Annotated in this window: 16 protein-coding genes; 14 read left to right on the top strand and 2 right to left on the bottom strand. The window is 67.9% G+C overall.

Going from position 1 to position 18,014, the window contains the following annotated elements:
• Positions 1 to 19: 19 nt before the first annotated feature.
• From M1L58_RS07055 to M1L58_RS07025, 7 genes are all read left to right on the top strand, one after another.
• On the top strand, positions 20 to 508 hold the full coding sequence (locus M1L58_RS07055) for a F0F1 ATP synthase subunit B (protein ID WP_005196345.1): 489 nt from the start codon (positions 20 to 22) through the stop codon (positions 506 to 508).
• Positions 508 to 1,932, top strand: a complete 1,425-nt coding sequence (locus M1L58_RS07050) for a F0F1 ATP synthase subunit B/delta (RefSeq protein WP_248658340.1) — start codon at positions 508 to 510, stop codon at positions 1,930 to 1,932. The genes M1L58_RS07055 and M1L58_RS07050 overlap by 1 nt, the downstream gene beginning before the upstream one ends.
• Positions 1,933 to 2,013: 81 nt before the next feature.
• Positions 2,014 to 3,642: a F0F1 ATP synthase subunit alpha gene (gene atpA, locus M1L58_RS07045; protein WP_006865802.1), complete on the top strand. Its 1,629-nt coding sequence runs from the start codon at positions 2,014 to 2,016 to the stop codon at positions 3,640 to 3,642.
• A 45-nt stretch (positions 3,643 to 3,687) separates the two neighbouring features.
• A complete protein-coding gene (locus tag M1L58_RS07040) occupies positions 3,688 to 4,611 on the top strand; it encodes a F0F1 ATP synthase subunit gamma (RefSeq protein ID WP_006865801.1) in 924 nt (307 codons plus the stop codon).
• 67 nt (positions 4,612 to 4,678) lie between these two features.
• A complete protein-coding gene (gene atpD / locus M1L58_RS07035; protein WP_006865800.1) occupies positions 4,679 to 6,127 on the top strand; it encodes a F0F1 ATP synthase subunit beta in 1,449 nt (482 codons plus the stop codon).
• Positions 6,128 to 6,136: 9 nt separating this feature from the next.
• Positions 6,137 to 6,517 carry a F0F1 ATP synthase subunit epsilon gene (locus M1L58_RS07030; protein WP_005194830.1) on the top strand — a complete coding sequence of 127 codons (381 nt, stop codon included), beginning with the start codon at positions 6,137 to 6,139 and terminating at the stop codon, positions 6,515 to 6,517.
• A gap of 203 nt (positions 6,518 to 6,720) precedes the next feature.
• Positions 6,721 to 7,209, top strand: a complete 489-nt coding sequence (locus tag M1L58_RS07025) for a DUF2550 domain-containing protein (protein WP_248658339.1) — start codon at positions 6,721 to 6,723, stop codon at positions 7,207 to 7,209.
• A gap of 55 nt (positions 7,210 to 7,264) precedes the next feature.
• Here M1L58_RS07025 and M1L58_RS07020 read toward each other — a convergent pair whose 3' ends face one another.
• Positions 7,265 to 7,879, bottom strand: coding sequence for a cob(I)yrinic acid a,c-diamide adenosyltransferase (locus M1L58_RS07020; protein ID WP_248658338.1), 615 nt, complete (start codon positions 7,877 to 7,879; stop codon positions 7,265 to 7,267).
• A 56-nt stretch (positions 7,880 to 7,935) separates the two neighbouring features.
• Here M1L58_RS07020 and murA point away from each other — a divergent pair, with 56 nt between their 5' ends.
• The 7 genes from murA to M1L58_RS06985 all read left to right on the top strand — a co-directional run bounded on the left by murA (position 7,936) and on the right by M1L58_RS06985 (position 16,667).
• Positions 7,936 to 9,192: a UDP-N-acetylglucosamine 1-carboxyvinyltransferase gene (murA, locus tag M1L58_RS07015; protein WP_248658337.1), complete on the top strand. Its 1,257-nt coding sequence runs from the start codon at positions 7,936 to 7,938 to the stop codon at positions 9,190 to 9,192.
• Positions 9,193 to 9,344: 152 nt separating this feature from the next.
• Entirely contained in the window at positions 9,345 to 10,616 is a 1,272-nt protein-coding gene (gene mdo / locus M1L58_RS07010; protein WP_006865796.1) for an NDMA-dependent methanol dehydrogenase, read from the top strand.
• Between the two features lie 126 nt (positions 10,617 to 10,742).
• Positions 10,743 to 11,834, top strand: a complete 1,092-nt coding sequence (locus tag M1L58_RS07005; RefSeq protein WP_248658336.1) for a MadB family AAA-type ATPase — start codon at positions 10,743 to 10,745, stop codon at positions 11,832 to 11,834.
• Positions 11,831 to 13,375, top strand: coding sequence for a MadC family VWA domain-containing protein (madC, locus tag M1L58_RS07000; protein ID WP_248658335.1), 1,545 nt, complete (start codon positions 11,831 to 11,833; stop codon positions 13,373 to 13,375). Before M1L58_RS07005 ends, madC begins: the two co-directional genes overlap by 4 nt.
• A gap of 69 nt (positions 13,376 to 13,444) precedes the next feature.
• Positions 13,445 to 14,620 (top strand): iron-containing alcohol dehydrogenase, encoded by a 1,176-nt coding sequence (locus M1L58_RS06995; RefSeq protein WP_248658334.1) that lies wholly within the window; start codon positions 13,445 to 13,447, stop codon positions 14,618 to 14,620.
• The gene (locus M1L58_RS06990) at positions 14,620 to 15,984 is read left to right on the top strand and encodes a MadS family sensor histidine kinase (RefSeq protein WP_282578436.1); all 1,365 of its coding nucleotides are present in this window, start codon (positions 14,620 to 14,622) and stop codon (positions 15,982 to 15,984) included. Before M1L58_RS06995 ends, M1L58_RS06990 begins: the two co-directional genes overlap by 1 nt.
• Positions 15,981 to 16,667: a MadR family response regulator transcription factor gene (locus M1L58_RS06985; protein ID WP_154882918.1), complete on the top strand. Its 687-nt coding sequence runs from the start codon at positions 15,981 to 15,983 to the stop codon at positions 16,665 to 16,667. Before M1L58_RS06990 ends, M1L58_RS06985 begins: the two co-directional genes overlap by 4 nt.
• A gap of 9 nt (positions 16,668 to 16,676) precedes the next feature.
• On the opposite strand, the gene mftM is transcribed toward M1L58_RS06985, so the two are convergent.
• Entirely contained in the window at positions 16,677 to 17,534 is an 858-nt protein-coding gene (mftM, locus tag M1L58_RS06980; RefSeq protein WP_248658333.1) for a mycofactocin oligosaccharide methyltransferase MftM, read from the bottom strand.
• Positions 17,535 to 18,014: the final 480 nt, after the last annotated feature.

The following is an 18,014-nucleotide window of genomic DNA, read 5'->3' as shown; positions in this document are numbered from 1 at the left end:
GAAACGACACCTCACCACAATGACGCTTGCTGCAGAGAACTTCCTGCTTCCGAATGGAACGTTCTTCGTTGTCCTGCTCATCTTCGTGATTTTGCTGCTGGTCATCCGCAAGTTCGTGGTTCCGCCGATTCAGCAGGTCCTCGAGGAGCGGGACGAGATGATCCACCGCACCGCGGAGGACAATCGGACTGCCGCCGCCGAATTCGAGGATGCGGACGTGCAGTTCCGTTCGCTCCTCAAGGAAGCGCGCGGTGAGGCCACCGCCAAGCGCGACGAAGCTCGCGCGCAGGGCCGTGAACAGCTGAACGAGATGAAGCAGCGAGCGACCGCCGAGGCCGACGCTGCCCTGCAGTCGACCAGCTCCGAGCTGGCGGCTCAGGGTGAGCAGGCGGCATCGACGGCTGCAGCTGATGTGGACACACTCGCCAAGACCCTCGCGGCGCGTGTGCTCGGTGTCGACTCGGCCACTCTTTCCGACACCCGATCGACGAGCGGAGCGGTGAACTGATGGCTGCCAACACTGAGACCGAATCCGACCAGGGCCCCATCGGCACCTGGCTCCACGACATCGGTGCTGCGTTCGACCCTGCGATCTTCATCGCTCAGCTCTTCGGCTTCGCGGTCATCATCTTCCTGCTGTGGAAGTACGTCCGCCCGCCGGTGCAGAAGATGATGCGTGATCGTCAGGAGACGGTGCGCACCCAACTCGCCGAGGCCGAAGCCGCCAAGAAGCGGGTCGCCGAAGGCCAGAAGGCCCGTGAGAAGGCCGTCGCCGAGGCCAAGGCCGAGGCGGAACAGATGAAGAAGGACGCCGCGGCCGACGCCGAGGCGATCACCTCCGACATCCGCGCCCAGGCCGATCACGAGGTCAAGCGCATCTCCGAGCACGGCCGCAACCAGGTCGCACTGGTGCGGGCGAACCTGGTTCGTCAGCTCCGTACCGACCTCGGCCTCGCCGCGGTCGACAAGGCCGGCGAACTCGTGCGCAACCACCTCGCCGACGACTCGGCCCAGGCCGCCAGCGTCGATCGGGTCATCGACGAGCTCGAGGAGATGTCGTCGGGATCGTCGTCGGCCATTCCGTCGAGCGCCAAGCTCGTCGGTCTGCACGCCATGCGTGCCGCCAGCCGCGACGCCGCTCTCGCCGTGTCGGACAAGTTCGACTCGGCTGCGGGCGACCTCGACGCTGCAGCTCTCGCCGCGGCGTCGAGTGACCTGACCTCGGCCATCAACTTCCTCGGCGAGAACCCGGTGCTGCGCAAGCGCCTGGTCGAGGACGACGAGAACGCCGCCGGCAAGAACTCTCTGGTGCACACCCTGTTCGACGGCAAGGTGGCCCCGGTGGTCGTGGAGGTCCTTGCGACCGCCTCGACTCAGCGCTGGTCGTCGTCGGGTGACTTCATCACCGCCCTGCGTCGTCAGAACTCGCTGATCGTGCTGACCGCCGCCGAGCGTGACGGGGTCATCGAGCAGGTCGAGGACGAACTGTTCCGCGTCAGCCGGATCCTGGAGGCCAACCCGCAGCTCGCGTCGCTGCTCTCCGATCACAGCAAGGATGCCGACAAGCGCGTCGACCTCCTGCAGAAGCTGGCGGGGGACAAGGTCAGTGGCCACACCTGGACGCTTCTGTCCTCGACCGTTCGCCTGCTGAACGGTCAGGCCGCCGATGTCGCCGTCGATCAGCTCGCCGAGCTGGCCGCCGCCCGACGCGGCGAATCGGTCGCCCACGTCGTGTCGGCCTCCGAGCTGGCCGACGCACAGGTCGAGCGCCTCGCGACCGTCCTCGGCGGGATCTACGGCCGCACCATCTCGGTGCAGACCGAGGTCCAGCCCGAACTGCTGGGCGGCCTGCGGATCAGCGTCGGCGACGAGGTCATCGACGCCGATGTCGCCACGCGCCTCGCGAAGGCAGCCGAGACCCTGCCGCGCTGACGCAGCTCGACCCCTGACCACCTGAACACCCAAAGCCCGAGCCCTAAAGCCTCAGAGCTAATCAAGGAAAGACGAGAACCCATGGCGGAGTTGACGATCTCACCAGACGAGATTAAGGGAGCGATCGAGCAGTACGTCTCGTCGTTCGAAGCCGAAGCGTCGCGTGACGAGGTCGGCATCATCACCGATACGTCGGACGGTATCGCTCACGTCAGCGGACTGCCCAGCGCAATGGCCAACGAGCTCCTCGAGTTCCCCGGCGGCGTCCTCGGCGTCGCGCTGAACCTCGACGAGGACGAGATCGGCGCCGTCATCCTGGGTGACTACGAGTCCCTGGAAGAAGGCCAGCAGGTCAGCCGTACCGGCAACGTGCTCTCCGTGCCGGTCGGCGACGCCTTCCTCGGCCGCGTGGTCGATCCCCTCGGCGCCCCGATCGACGGCCAGGGCGACATCGAGGCCGAAGAGCAGCGCGTCCTGGAGCTGCAGGCCGCTTCGGTGCTCGAGCGCCAGCCCGTCGAGGAGTCCCTCGCCACCGGCATCAAGGCCATCGACGCCATGACCGCCATCGGTCGCGGACAGCGTCAGCTCGTCATCGGCGACCGCAAGACCGGCAAGACCGCCGTCTGCATCGACGCCATCCTGAACCAGAAGGCGAACTGGGAGACCGGCGACCCCACCAAGCAGGTCCGCTGCATCTACGTCGCGATCGGTCAGAAGGGTTCGACCATCGCCGGCGTCAAGTCCGCTCTCGAAGAGGCCGGCGCGATGGAGTACACCACCATCGTCGCCGCCCCGGCTTCGGACTCGGCCGGCTTCAAGTGGCTCGCCCCCTACACCGGCTCGGCCATCGGCCAGCACTGGATGTACCAGGGCAAGCACGTCCTCATCGTGTTCGACGACCTGACCAAGCAGGCCGAGGCCTACCGCGCCATCTCGCTGCTTCTGCGTCGCCCGCCGGGCCGCGAGGCATACCCGGGTGACGTCTTCTACTTGCACTCGCGCCTCCTGGAGCGTTGTGCAAAGCTCTCCGACGAGCTCGGCGGCGGCTCGATGACCGGTCTGCCGATCATCGAGACCAAGGCCAACGACGTCTCGGCGTTCATCCCGACCAACGTCATCTCGATCACCGACGGCCAGGTCTTCCTGGAGTCGGACCTCTTCAACAAGGGTGTCCGCCCGGCCATCAACGTCGGCACCTCGGTGTCGCGCGTCGGTGGTGCCGCACAGACCAAGGGCCTCAAGAAGGTCTCGGGTTCGCTGCGTCTGGAGCTGGCCCAGTTCCGCGAGCTGGAAGCCTTCTCGGCCTTCGCCTCCGACCTCGACGATGCGTCGAAGGCGCAGCTCGAGCGCGGCGCCCGCTGGGTTGAGATGCTCAAGCAGGACCAGTACAGCCCCTTCTCGGTCGAGGATCAGATCGTCTCGATCTACCTCTGCGGTGAGGGCCACTACGACTCGGTCCCCGTCGACGACGTGCGCAACTTCGAGACCCAGCTGCTGAGCCACCTGCACCACAACGCGAAGGGCGTCTACGACTCGATCGCCGGCGGCAAGGCGCTCGCCGACGACCAGGCCGAGGCCCTCGTCGCCGAGACCAACAAGTTCAAGAACGGCTACCTCACCCACGACGGCCGTCGCGTGGTCAACGAGGCCGAGGCGCAGGCAATGGATGCCGAGAACGTCGAGAACGAAGAGATCAAGATCCGCAAGTGATCTCAGACGTCAACGGACATTGCGATAAGGAAGGGGTGAGGGCTCATGGCCAGCATTCGTGAGCTGCGCTCACGCATCCGGTCGGTCCAGTCGACCAAGAAGATCACCAAGGCTCAGGAGCTGATCGCGACCTCGCGTATCACGAAGGCCCAGGGTCGCGTCGCGGCGGCGAAGCCGTACTCGGAAGAGATGACGACGGTGCTCTCCGAGCTCGCGAGCAACTCGGGCTACCTGGACAACCCGCTGCTGAACGAGCGCGAGAATCCCAAGCGTGCGGCGATCCTGGTGGTCACCAGCGACCGCGGCATGTGCGGTGGCTACAACGCCAACGTGCTCAAGGCGACCCGTGAACTCATCGCGCTGCTGCGCGAGGAGGGCAAGGAAGCCGTGCTGTTCGTGATGGGTCGAAAGGGTGTGGGGTTCTTCAACTTCCGCGGCCTGACCGTCTCGGACTCGTGGACGGGCTTCTCGGAGGCGCCGAAGTACATGGACGCCGCCGAGCCGACCCAGTTCCTGGTGGATCTGTTCGTGGCCGGCTCGGGCACCGAGGTCGAGCGTCCGGGTGGCGACGGCGTCCTCGAGGGCGTCGACGAGCTGCATCTGGTCTACACCCGGTTCCAGTCGATGCTGTCGCAGGTACCGGAGGTCCGCCGGGTGGCGCCGCTGGTCGTGTCCGAGGACGACGAGTCATCCGACGACACCCCGTCTCGCAACTACACGTTCGAACCGGGTGCGGATGCCCTGCTCGACGCGCTGCTGCCGAAGTACGTGGCAACGCGGGTGTACGCGGCACTGCTGGATTCGGCTGCGTCGGAGTCGGCGGCTCGCCGTACCGCCATGAAGGCGGCGACCGACAACGCCGAGGAGCTGGCCAAGACGCTGTCGCGTGAGGCCAACCAGCTCCGCCAGGCCCAGATCACCCAGGAAATCAGCGAGATCGTCGGTGGTTCGAGCGCACTGGCCAACTAGCCGCAGCGCCCCCGAGTCCTGACGACGAGAACCAATACTTCGATCAAGAGGAAGTGACCCAAGCACCATGACCGCAGCAGTAGAAAACCCCTCCGCGCAGTCGGCGGGTTCCGCCGACGGGCGGGTCGTCCGCATCATCGGCCCCGTGGTCGACGTCGAGTTCCCCCGGGGCTCGATCCCTGAGCTGTTCAACGCCCTGCACGCCGAGGTCACCCTCTCCTCGGTTGCCAAGACCCTGACCCTCGAGGTCGCGCAGCACCTCGGTGACAACCTGGTGCGCACCATCTCGATGCAGCCCACCGACGGCCTCGTCCGCGGTGCGTCGGTCTCCGACACCGGCAAGTCCATCGTCGTGCCGGTCGGCGACGTCGTGAAGGGCCACGTCTTCAACGCCCTCGGCGACTGCCTCGACAGTCCCGGCCTGGGTCGCGACGGCGAGCAGTGGAGCATCCACCGCAAGCCGCCGGCCTTCGACGAGCTCGAGGGCAAGACCGAGATCCTCGAGACCGGCATCAAGGTCATCGACCTGCTGACCCCGTACGTCAAGGGCGGCAAGATCGGTCTGTTCGGTGGTGCGGGCGTCGGCAAGACCGTCCTCATCCAGGAGATGATCACGCGTATCGCGCGCGAGTTCTCCGGCACCTCGGTGTTCGCCGGCGTCGGCGAGCGCACCCGTGAGGGCACCGACCTCCACCTCGAGATGGAGGAGATGGGCGTTCTCCAGGACACCGCCTTGGTGTTCGGTCAGATGGACGAGCCGCCGGGCACGCGTATGCGCGTGGCTCTGTCGGCGCTGACCATGGCGGAGTACTTCCGCGATGTGAAGCACCAGGACGTGCTGCTGTTCATCGACAACATCTTCCGCTTCACGCAGGCCGGCTCGGAGGTCTCGACCCTCCTCGGCCGTATGCCGTCTGCGGTGGGCTACCAGCCGACCCTGGCCGACGAGATGGGCGAGCTCCAGGAGCGCATCACCTCGACCAAGGGCCGCTCGATCACCTCGCTGCAGGCGATCTACGTCCCCGCCGACGACTACACCGACCCGGCGCCGGCGACCACCTTCGCGCACCTCGATGCGACCACCGAGCTCTCGCGTCCGATCTCGCAGTTGGGTATCTACCCCGCTGTGGACCCGCTGACGTCGACCTCGCGAATCCTCGAGGCCTCGATCGTGGGCGACGAGCACTTCCGCGTCGCCAACGAGGTCAAGCGCATCCTGCAGAAGTACAAGGAGCTGCAGGACATCATCGCCATCCTCGGTATGGACGAGCTCTCCGAAGAGGACAAGGTCACGGTGCAGCGTGCTCGCCGTATCCAGAAGTTCCTCGGCCAGAACTTCCTCGTCGCCGAGAAGTTCACCGGTCAGAAGGGCTCGGTCGTCCCGCTCGCGGACACCATCGAGGCATTCGACCGTGTCGCCAAGGGCGAGTTCGACCACCTGCCCGAGCAGGCGTTCAACAGCTGCGGTGGACTCGACGACGTGGAGGCCGCCGCCGCCAAGATCGCCGGAAAGTAGCGGTAATCCATGGCTGAGAAGTCCTTCCACGTGGAGGTTGTCTCCGCGGATTCGAGCCTGTACTCGGGCGAGGCCACGTTCCTGATCGCGCAGACCACGGTCGGCGAGCTGGGCATCCTGGCCAACCACGAGCCGCTCCTGGGCCAGCTGGTCCCGGGTGGTTTCGTGGTGATCGTCGAGGAGAACGGCAATCGCCGCGCGGCTGCTGTCGAGGGCGGATTCCTGTCCGTCACCGGCGAGGCCGTCACGGTGCTCGCGGAGTCGGCCGACTGGGCCGACGACGTCGACATCAACGCGGAGAAGACCGCACTCGAGCAGGCTGAGCCGGACTCCCCGGAGTATCACCGTGCTCACGCGCGTTTGACTGCGGCACAGCACCTTTCGAAGTAACACCCTCGCTCGCGCGACGGTCGCCTCGGCCGGTCATCGGACTCACGTCCGGTGACCGGCCGAGGTCGTTTCGCGTCCGATGTGCGTGATCTGGCATGCTGGATCCACAGCCCTTGTCCCGCTTGCCGGTCATGCCGTCCATCCTCGATCAGGATCTCGACGGCGGGTCGGACGTATGCGGTGATTGCACAGAGGAGTAGGTGATGACGCTGCTGGTCGTGTTGCTCAGTGTGCTGCTGGCGGTTGCCGTCATCGTCTGTGTGCTCCTGGCGGTGCGTCTGGCCCAGCTCCGCCGCGTGGGCACCCCGATCCTGCTGCGCACGATCCCGGCGGAGGTCGATCACGGCTGGCGACACGGCACGGTTCACTACAGCGACAATTCACTGCGCTACTACCGGCTGGCATCGCTGCGTCCGGGCCCGAACGTCACGTTTGCCCGTCAGAGCATCGAGATCGCCGGCCGTCGCCGTCCCGAGGGCACCGAGACGGAGATCCTCGAGGGCATGCTGATCCTCCAGGTACAGACCACCGGTAGGACCCCCACCATCGGCAAGGGTTCCGATAGTGCGTTCCCCGACGGCAAGGTCAAGGACGGCTACGAGCTCGCTATGGGCCCGGGCGCGGTCACCGCGTTCCAGTCCTGGCTGGAGTCGCGGCAGTCGGCACGGTCACAACGGCGTAAGAGCGCCTGATCCCGCCAGTCCGGCGGGATCCCTTCTGTAGCAGGGGCCTTTCGGCTCCCAGACGTCAGCTGTCGGACGATTCCGGACGTTGCCGGTTGCCGCCCGGCACCCACTTCACGTCGCCGAGCGTGCCGTCGGGCGCCCGGTTGGCCACACGCGACAGGATGAACAACAGGTCCGACAGTCGGTTGAGGTACTTCGCCGGCAATACGCTGGTGGTGTCCGGGTGTGCCGCCACCGCGGCCCAAGCCGAACGTTCTGCGCGGCGGGTCACCGTGCGTGCCTGGTGCAGGAGGGCCGCCAACGGGGTGCCGCCGGGGAGGATAAACGAGTCCAGCGGCGGCAGATCGGCGCCGAAGTCGTCACACCAGCCCTCGAGGGCGTCGATGTACTTCTGGGCGATCCGCAGCGGCGGGTACTTCGGGTTCTCCACGATGGGCGACGACAGGTCGGCGCCGGCGTCGAACAGGTCGTTCTGCACCGTGGACAGCACCGCGGCGATGTCGGCGGGTACATCGCCGCCGAGAGCCAGTGCCGTGCCGATCGCGGCGTTGGCCTCGTCACAGTCGGCATAGGCGACCACGCGCGGATCCGTCTTGGGAACGCGCGAGAAATCGCTCAAACCGGTCGAACCGTCGTCGCCGGTGCGGGTGTAGATCCTCGTCAGATGAACGGCCATGCGTTGAATGTACTGCGTGCGATGAGTGCCGGACGGCGGCGGATAAGGTGGCATGCGTGAGCGATCGGTTTCTGGTGACGGGCGGGGCACGTCTGTCCGGTGAGGTGTCGGTGGGTGGCGCCAAGAACAGCGTGCTGAAGCTGATGGCGGCGGCGTTGCTGGCCGAGGGGACGACGGTGCTGACGAACGCGCCGGAGATCGCGGACGTGCCGCTGATGGCCGACGTCCTGCGCGGTCTCGGTGCGGTCGTCGAGATGGACGGCGAGACCGTCTCGATCACGGCCCCGGCCGAACCGAAGTTCCACGCCGATTTCGCGGCCGTTCGTCAGTTCCGTGCCTCGGTGTGCGTCCTCGGTCCGCTGATGGCCCGGTGCCATCGCGCCGTCGTGGCTCTTCCTGGCGGTGACGCGATCGGGTCGCGGCCCCTGGACATGCACCAGGCCGGCCTGCGCGCCCTGGGTGCGACCAGTTCCATCGAGCACGGCTGCATGGTCGCCGAGGCAGACGCGCTCATCGGCGCGCCCATCGCGCTCGAGTTCCCGTCGGTGGGCGCCACCGAGAACATCCTGATGGCCGCGGTCCTCGCCGAGGGCCAGACGACCATCGACAACGCCGCCCGCGAGCCCGAGATCGTCGACCTCTGCGTGATGTTGCAGCAGATGGGTGCGCAGATCGAGGGCGCCGGCACGTCGACGTTGACCGTGAACGGCGTCGACCGCCTGCACCCCACGACTCACCGGGTGGTGGGGGACCGCATCGTCGGCGCCACCTGGGGCATCGCCGCGGCGATGACACGCGGTGACGTGACCGTCCGCGGCGTACTTCCCGAACACCTGCAGCTCGTACTCAACAAGCTCGTCGACACCGGCGCCCGCGTCGACACCTTCGACGACGGCTTCCGGGTGCGTCACGACAGCCGACCGGTCGCGGTCAACGTCTCGACGCTGCCGTTCCCCGGTTTCCCCACCGACCTGCAGCCGATGGCCATCGGCCTCGCCGCCATCTCCGAGGGCATGTCCGTCATCACCGAGAACGTCTTCGAGGCCCGGTTCCGCTTCGTCGAGGAGATGGTCCGCCTCGGGGCGGACGCACGCACCGACGGACACCATGCGGTGATCCGCGGCATCGAGAAGCTCTCGAGCGCCCCCGTCTGGTGTTCGGACATCCGCGCCGGCGCAGGCCTGGTGCTCGCGGGCCTCGTCGCCGACGGCGTCACCGAGGTGCACGACGTCGAACACATCGACCGCGGCTACCCGCACTTCGTCGAGATCCTCCGCAGCCTCGGCGGCGAGATCGAGCGCGTCTCCGACTGATTCGCGCGTGCCGACCTGTCCGATCGGACAGGTGGTACCCCCGTCCCGTTGGACCGTCCCTGTCGGCCAAGGGTCAGGACCCCTTGTGGCCGTTGTGATCTGAGCGACATTCTCGTTGTGACAGACCCAACCGTCACAAGGAGTTCACCCCCATGGCCATTGAGCTGAACCAGATCTGGGACTTCCCGATCAAAGAGTTCCACCCGTTCCCTAAGGCGAAGCTGGGCGTCGGTGCGCACGACATGCTCGGTGTCGAGGCCAAGGAACTGGGCATGACCCGTGCCCTGCTGATGACCACCGGCCTCCGCGGTTCGGGCATCATCGAGGAGCTGATCGGCAAGATCGAGTACCAGGGTGTCGACGTGGTCCTCTTCGACCAGGTGGAGTCCAATCCCAAGGACTACAACGTCATGGACGCCGCCGCGCTGTACCAGTCGGAGAAGTGCGACGGCATCATCTCGGTCGGCGGTGGTTCCAGCCACGACGCCGCCAAGGGCGCCCGCATGGTGATCGCGCACGACGGCCGCAACATCAACGAGTTCGAGGGATTCTCCAAGGCCACCAACAAGGAGAACCCGAAGCACATCGCGGTCTCGACCACCGCGGGCACCGGCTCGGAGACCTCGTGGGCGTACGTCATCACCGACACCTCGGACATGAACAACCCGCACAAGTGGGTCGCGTTCGACGACACCTGTCTGGTCGACCTCGCGATGGACGACCCGCTGCTGTACTACCCCTGCCCGGAACATTTCACCGCGTTCTGCGGCTTCGACGTCCTCGCCCACGCCAGTGAACCGTACGTCTCGCGACTGGACTTCGCGCCGTCGCTCGGCAACGCGAAGTACGCGATCGAGCTGATCGCCAAGCATCTGCGGACCGCCGTCTACGATCCCCGCAACCTCGAGGCGCGCACCGGAATGATGCACGCGCAGTACATCTCGGCGCAGGCGTTCAACTCCGGCGGTCTCGGCCTGGTGCACAGCCTGTCCCACGCGGTGAGCGCTTTCTACGACAGCCACCACGGTCTCAACAACGCCATCGCGCTGCCCCGCGTGTGGGAGTACAACCTGCCCTCCCGCTTCGAGCGCTACGCCGAGATCGCCGCGCTGCTCGGCGTCGACACCTCCAAGATGACCACCGTCCAGGCCGCCGACGCCGCGGTCGAGGAGGCCATCCGCCTGTCGAAGGACCTCGGCATCCCGGACAACTTCGGACAGCTGTCGACCAACAGCTACGAGAAGAACCGGATGAACACCGGCAAGTACGAGGGTCGCGGCGAGGGCATCGACACCTCGGAGAAGCAGATCCGCGCCATCGCCGAGCACATGATGGGCGACTGGTGCACCCCGGGCAATCCCCGCGAGAGCACCGTCGAATCGCTGATCCCGATGGTCACGCACGCCTTCACCGGCAGCTACTGATCATGCCCCCGGGCGTCGACCCCCCACGACGCCTGTGGCGGAGCAGCGCCCCGGGAGGGAGATCCCTCCCGGGGCCTGCGGTCCGTCGCTCCCCATCGATCCGACGAAGGAAGGTCTGGCGACCCGATGACGCACACCTCCACTGGTCTGGCCCGCCTGGCGGACGCCGACGAGACCGCTCGTTTCGCCTCCGCAGAGGAACTGACCGCCGCCCTGGGCGAGCAGGGATACCTGATCGGACCCGAGCTGGCGGTCGTCGTGCACCTGGCGACGCTGCTCGACCGCCCGCTGCTCCTGGAGGGGCCGGCCGGCGTCGGCAAGACCGAACTGGCCAAGGCACTGGCCGCGGCGTCGGGGCGCGAGCTCATCCGCCTGCAGTGTTACGAGGGACTCGACGACTCGCGCGCCCTCTACGAGTGGGACTACGCCCGCCAGCTGCTGCACGTGCAGATGCTGCGCGACCGCATCAGCGCCGAGTTGGCCGCGGAGACAAGCCTTGCGGCGGCTTCGGCAGCCCTGGCGCGTACCGAGGTCGGTGTGTACACCGAGGACTTCCTGGTGGCCCGGCCGCTGCTGGCCGCGATCACCTCGACCACCCCCACCGTGCTCCTCGTCGACGAGATCGATCGCACCGACGAGGCGATGGAGGCGGTCATGCTCGAGGTGCTCGCCGAACGCCAGGTGTCGGTCCCCGAACTCGGCACGTTCACCGCGCGGTCGTCGCCCTGGGTGATCCTGACCTCCAACGACACCCGTGAACTCTCGCCGGCCCTCAAGCGCAGGTGCCTGCATTTCCAGGTCGACTATCCGGACCCGGAGACCGAGCGCGCCATCGTTGCGGTGCGGGCACCCGACATCGAGGACGAGGTCATCGGCGAGGTCGTCGACCTCGCCCGGCGACTCCGCGATCTGCCGCTGCGCAAGAGTCCTTCGATCGCCGAGGTCATCGACGCCGCCCGGGCTGCGTCATATCTCAAGAGCACCGGCTCCCGCCCGGAGGTCGGTTCTGGCTCCGCTCCCGCCGACGCCGCGTTGCTCTCGTTGCTGGTCAAATTCGGCACCGACCTCGACCTCGCCCGTCGTGTGCTGTCGCCGGCCGCCGCCGACACCACCGTCGCGGAGGTCGGGGTCGACGGCACGACGCCGCAAGGATCGGTCACGGCGCGGGCGTTCGGTGCGGGCCGGGCCCGCAGCGCCGGGGTCCACGCGGGACGATGAGCGTGCTCGCGCCGCCGAAGGGAAGCATCCGCCGCGCCGAGATCCTCGACCTGCTCGCGGTCCTATTCGGGCAGGCGCTGCGCGGTGCCGGGGTCGCGGCGTCGCCCGCGGAGGTGATCGAGATCCGTCGGACGCTGGCCATCGTCGGGGGCGGCGATCTCGGCGTGCTGCGCGCGGCCCTGCGTAGCGTCTCGGTCAAATACGGTTATGAGAACGAAGGTTTCGAGCACGCCTTCGACGTCTTCTTCCTCGACGCCGACCTGCCTTCCGGTCGGGAGGCGGATCTGCCCCGGCCGCGGGGTGCCGCCGCGGACCTCCCCGACGACGTCGTCTGGGACGAGGAGTTCGAAGGGGCTGCCCGTCGCATCGGCGCCGACGAACACACCGAGGAGATCGGCGACCTGATGGCGCCCGATCCCGACGCGGGGGAGCGTCATGGCGAGAGCGCCCATCGCGAGGAGAACGACTTCACCGTCTCCGCCGGCGCCGAGCAGCTCGGCGTCGACCCGGACAGCGGTTCGGTGAGCGGGGGAGTGACCTACACGGTCGAGATCGATTCCGCCGATTCGGCAACCGTGGGTGAACTGACCGGTGCCGCGGCCCGGGTGGAGTCCACGCCGCTGGGTCTGACCGGCGCCGCCGCGATCCTGGCTGCGCTCGACGCCTACGACCCCCGCAGCGCCTACGGCACCGACGGGAACGCCGACCTCGACGACGCGCGTCGCGTCGAACTCGAACGGGCGCTCGCGGCCTTCGTCGATGCGTTCACCGCACGCCTCGAGGCGGCCGGGATCGCCATGGGCGACGCACTCGGACAGTCCGCGCCTGCGCGCACCGAGCAGGCCGACATCGACCGCGCGTGCCACCGGCTGGTCCAGCGCATGCGCGGTGCACCGCGTCGGGTGATCCGTCCCGGAGACCGCGGAACCCTCGACATCCGGGCCACCATGCGCGCGGCCGTGGCGACCGACGGGGTGCCGGCCGAACTGTGGCGGCGGCGTCCGCGGCCCGGTCCGGTGCGACTGCTGGTCCTGGTCGACGTCTCGCTGTCGGTCCGGCCGGTCACCGGGTTCATCCTGCGACTCGCCCAGACCCTGCACCGCTTCGGCGACCGGTGCGAGGTCGTCGCCTTCGTCGACCGTCCGGTGCGCGTCACCACGGCGCTCCGGGCGGCGTCCGCCGACGCCGCACTGGCCGCAGTGCTCGCCGCCGACGGCCTCGACCTGGCCGCGACAAGTGACTACGGGCAGATGTTCGCCGGGTTGCTGGGTGAGTTCGGCGACCTCATCACCCCGCGTACCTCGGTGCTCGTCGTCGGCGACGCGCGCAGCAATGGATTCGACGCGCGCACCGACCTCGTCGCCGAGATCGGTCGACGCGCGCACCGGCTCGCGTGGGTGACGCCGGAGCCGTCGCGCTACTGGTCCCAGACGGGCTGTGCGATGGCCGACTATGCCGAGCACTGCAGCGGGGTGGTCAGCGTGCGGGACGGCGCCGAGATGCTCGCGCGCTGTGATGAACTTGGTGCAGCGCTGAGGTGACGTGAGTAGCGTCGGATGTGCGGGTCGCGGACAGCGAGTCATCGGCCCGTGGTGATCGGAGGACAACGGATGCAGGGTGGCACGCGCCGACGCAGCGCCGGTCATGTCGCCAAGTTCCATGCCCCCGAGATCGTGCTCGGACCGGGCGCTTTCGGTGAGGTGCCGCTCGCCACCTCGGGCCTCGGGATGCGCCGTCCGCTGGTGGTCAGCGACCGCGGTCTGGAAGGCACCCCCTGGTATGCACAGCTGATGTCGGGGCTGGCCGACGCCGGTCTGCACGCGGCCGCCTTCCTCGACGTGTCGCCCAACCCGCGCGCCGGGGAGGTCACCGCAGCGTTCCTGGCGTACAACTCGCACGACGCAGACGGGCTCGTGGCGCTCGGCGGCGGATCGGTCATCGACGCCGCCAAGGGGGTCGCGGTGCTCGCGTCCAACGGCGGCCACATCCTGGAGTACGAGGGCATCGATCGTGCCCACCGGCCCCTGCCGCCGCTCGTCGCGGTGCCCACCACGGCCGGCAGCGGCGCCGACGTCTCGCAGTTCTGCATCATCAACGACGCGCAGCGCCGCACCAAGGTCACCATCATCGGCCGCTCGCTGGTACCCGACCTGTCGGTGAGCGATCCGGAACTGCTCACCACGGTGCCGGCCGAGGTCACCGCCCAGGTCGGCATGGACGTCCTGACGCACTGCGTCGAGGCGTATGTCTCGCTCGCGCACGGACGGATGACCGATTCGCTTGCGCTGGAATCGATCCGGGGCGTCTGGACCCACCTCGAGCGGCTCGTCGACGATCCGCTGGACAAGGTCGCGGCCGAGGAGATGTCGCTGGCGTCGCTGCGGGCCGGGATGGCGTTCACCAATGCGATCCTCGGCGCGACGCATGCGATGAGTCACCCGGTCGGCGGGCACTGCGACGCGCCCCACGGCGCGATCAACGCGGTTCTGTTGCCGCACGTCATCCGCTACAACGCGGAGGTGTGCGCTGACGGCTTCGTCGACCTCGCCGGGGCGATCGCGTTGTCCACCGACGGGAACGCACGCATGGTCGCCGACCGCCTTGCCGACGCCGTCGGGGGACTGGGAGCCCGGGTCGGGATGCCGGAGTCGCTGAAGCCGTTGGGGGTTCGCGCCGAAGACCTCGACCGGCTCACCACGCACGCCCTCGCGGACTCGTGCATGACCACCAACCCGCGCCGACCGCAGGCGGCCGGGATTCGCGATCTGTATGCGGAGGCCCTGTGATGGCCGGCGCCGCGCGCCCCGACCCCGAGCGGGAACCCGCCCGTTCCGACCTCGAGAGCCTCGTCGGCCTCCGCAGCGTCAAGGGCAGTCACTATGCCCAGTACCGCGGGGTCGAGGCCCGGCTGAGCCGGGTGGTCGGTGCACTGGAACGGATCTCGCGGGCGCTGGTGCGCACCGCCGAGGGGCCCGAGGCGCTGGTCATCGCGGTGGTCGAGGCCGCACGCGATCACCTGGGCGCCGAGTGGGTGGTCTTCGGCCTCGCCGACGGTCGGCTCGTGCGGTCCGCGCCGCGTCACCTGATCAGCTCGGGCAGCGGCCGGCTCTACGCCTTCGAGGGTTCGGCGACGGCCTCGCCGCCCGACGGTCTGCCCGACGAGGTGCTGAACCGTCTCAACGACATCCTGCGCGGCCACGAGCCGCTGCTGCACGGCCCGATCCTCTCTGAGGACCACGTGCACGTTCCGGTCGAGCTCGACGGCAACGTGGTCGGCGGCCTGTCGGCGTGGACGCCGTCCGACCGGGTCGTCGACCCGACCGACGTCGTGGTCCTGCGGATCCTGGCCAGCCAGGCGATCGTCGCCCTGCTCAACGCCGAGCTCTTCTCTGAAACCCACCGCCATGCAGCGGAACTGGCCGAACGGAACAACGAGCTCGAACGCACGCAACGCGAACTCTCCGCCGCGATGCGCACCACGGTCCTCAACGAGGAGCGGTCACGGATCGCCCGCGAGCTGCACGATTCGGTGACCCAGTCGGTTCTGTCCGCGGGCGTGCAGATCGAGCTGTGCCGTGACCTCGTCGACGGGGCCGCCCTCGAGCGTTTGCAGATGGCCGGCCGGCTCACAAAGGAGGCGGTGGAGCAGTTGCGGACGTTCATCTACGCACTCAACAACGCCGCTAGTGTGCCGTCGCCGAGCGTCCACGAGGTCCTGACCGAACTGTGCTCGTTGCACATGCCGCCGGACCTGACGACCGCGGTCCGCATCCGGGGCCGCTCCCGCGACCTGACCGACGACGTCCAGCACGCGCTCCTCCGAATCGCCGGGGAAGCGCTCTTCAACGCGGCGATCCACGCACGCGCGACCGAGGTCACCGTGACGCTCACCTACACACCGGATCAGGTGTCGTTGTCCGTCGACGACGACGGGGTCGGCGACCCCGAGCACCTCCGGCGCGTGCTCAGGACCGCATCGCTCGGCGACCTCGCCGCCGGACGCCATCGGGGTCTGGCGAACATGGCCTCGAGGGCAACCGAACTCGGCGGCGAGGTACGGATACGACGGTCGCGGGCGGGCGGTATCCGGCTGACCGCGATCCTGCCGACTGCATCCGATCCCGGAACGACGACCAGGGAGTTCTCGTGAGCACTGACAACACGGCCGGGGACACGACCAGCCGGGGCAAGCAGGTCAGGCCCATCCGGACACTGCTGGTCGACGATCATGCGCTGCTCCGGGAGGGGATGCGCTCACTCCTGGAGCGGGAGGAGGTCGTCGAGGTGGTCGGGGAGGCCGGCTCGCACGACGCCGCGCTCGCCGAGGTCAACGCACGCCGACCGGACGTCGTGGTCGTGGACCTCAAGCTGTCCGCGGGTACCGAGTACGAAGGGCTGCGCCTGATCAAGGACATCGCCCAGCGCCACCCGGAGGTCGCGGCGCTCGTGCTCACCACCTTCCTCGACGACGACCTGGTCGTTCGGGCGGTCCGCGCCGGTGCCCGGGGATACGTCGTGAAGGACGTCGACACGACCGAACTCGTTCGTGCGATCCAGGCGGTGTCCACCGGTGGTAGTGCTTTCGATCCGCGCAGTGCCGCGGTCGTGTTGCGAACGGTGTCGGGGGAGGCGGAGGCCACCGAGACGCTCAGCGACCGGGAGCGCGAGGTCTTGCGGTTGCTGGCGGATGGCATGTCGAACAAGCGCATCGGGGAGACGCTCTACATCTCCGAATCGACCGTGAAGTTCCACATCCGCAACATCATCCGCAAGCTCGGTGTCAGCAAGCGCACCGACGCGGTGTACATCGCCAGCAAGCGCGGTCTCATCTGATCGGCGGTCCTACGGGGTGAGGATCAGCCAGCCGCCGTGGTCGACGAACACCTCGGCTCCGGAGTGCCCGACGCCGCTTGCCCAGAGGTGCAGGTCCTTCTCGGTGAGGCGGAGACGATGTCCGAAGTGCGGACTGGGCTCCTCCTCGAACGGGACCGCGACGACCACACGTCGCCTCGCCACCCGCAGGGCCTCCGACAGCGCCGCCTTCACACCGGTGGCGTCGAGATGCTCGAGCAGATGGATGAGCGAGACCGTGTCCACGGAGTCGTCGTCATAGGGGAGAGCGGTCGCGTCGCCGACGGTCGCGTCGACCGGCAGGCCGAGTCGACGCGATGCGCACGAGAGCAGGGAGACGGCGCCTGGCGAGATGTCGCAGGCCGACACCTCGAACCCGTCCATCGCGCACGCCAGGGCCAGAAATCCGAAGCACGAACCGACCTCGAGCACCGACGAACCGGTGACGAGCGACCGTGCGCGCCGGTGCACCGGCGCGAATGCCGAAGCCCCGCAGCGGAGTTCGCGGATCGAGTTGTCGTAGAACGCCGACCACGCGTCGGCGGACGTGCCCGCCGAGGTCCGGATGATGCCCACCGCCGCGGATTCGAACTGTTCCTGCCCCGACAGCACACCTGCGTCAACCAGTGACACCAGGCCGTCGACGACCACCGAGTCGGAGATGGTCTCCTCGTCGAATGGGTGCGCGATCTGGAGGACGCCGGCCACCCGACGCCACGACAGAAGGCCGCAGCGCGCGAAACCACTGGGAACAAGCGCGGATCGGAGAATCCGCGGCATACGTTCGCGTGCGACAGATGAGTCGAGAAGCTCCGCGCGGACGGTCGTCGACTGATCGATGATGGTCATGAATCGACCGTAGAAACATCCTGACCTGCGCATAACTGACCTACCGGGGGCGGGTACCTGTCCGAAAGGACGGTTCTGCGGTGCACGTCACATCCGTGGGATCGCGGAAAATGGACGCCCGACAGACGGTTTCGGCGCAGGCCGGCAGACCGTGACCTGCGAAGATGTTCGACGCGACGGGTGGCCACCTGGCGATTTGACCCTGGCGAAACGGTTGCGTAACTTTCTTCGAGTCAGCGCGCCACGGCGCCGCCCCGGAAGGCCTGAGAGGGTCTGGAGACGGGGAGTGGAGACCGGGCTTCGCGCAGACCGCCCCCGAACTTCGACTGCAGGACTTCTTGTCTTGCGGACGCGGTACGGGGTTGCCAGATCACTTGTGAGTCGCCAACTTCGGGTTTGTGGGTCGCGGAGAAGGTCTGGTAGGCTGGAAGAGTTGCCCCGGAGACGGGGTGGCTTGGATGGTGTGAACCTAGTCTGCTG

This window comes from Gordonia sp. C13 (assembly GCF_023218005.1).
GTDB lineage: Bacteria > Actinomycetota > Actinomycetes > Mycobacteriales > Mycobacteriaceae > Gordonia > Gordonia namibiensis.
Note: the sequence above shows the minus strand (reverse complement) of the source record. Positions and strands in the feature narration are given on the sequence as shown.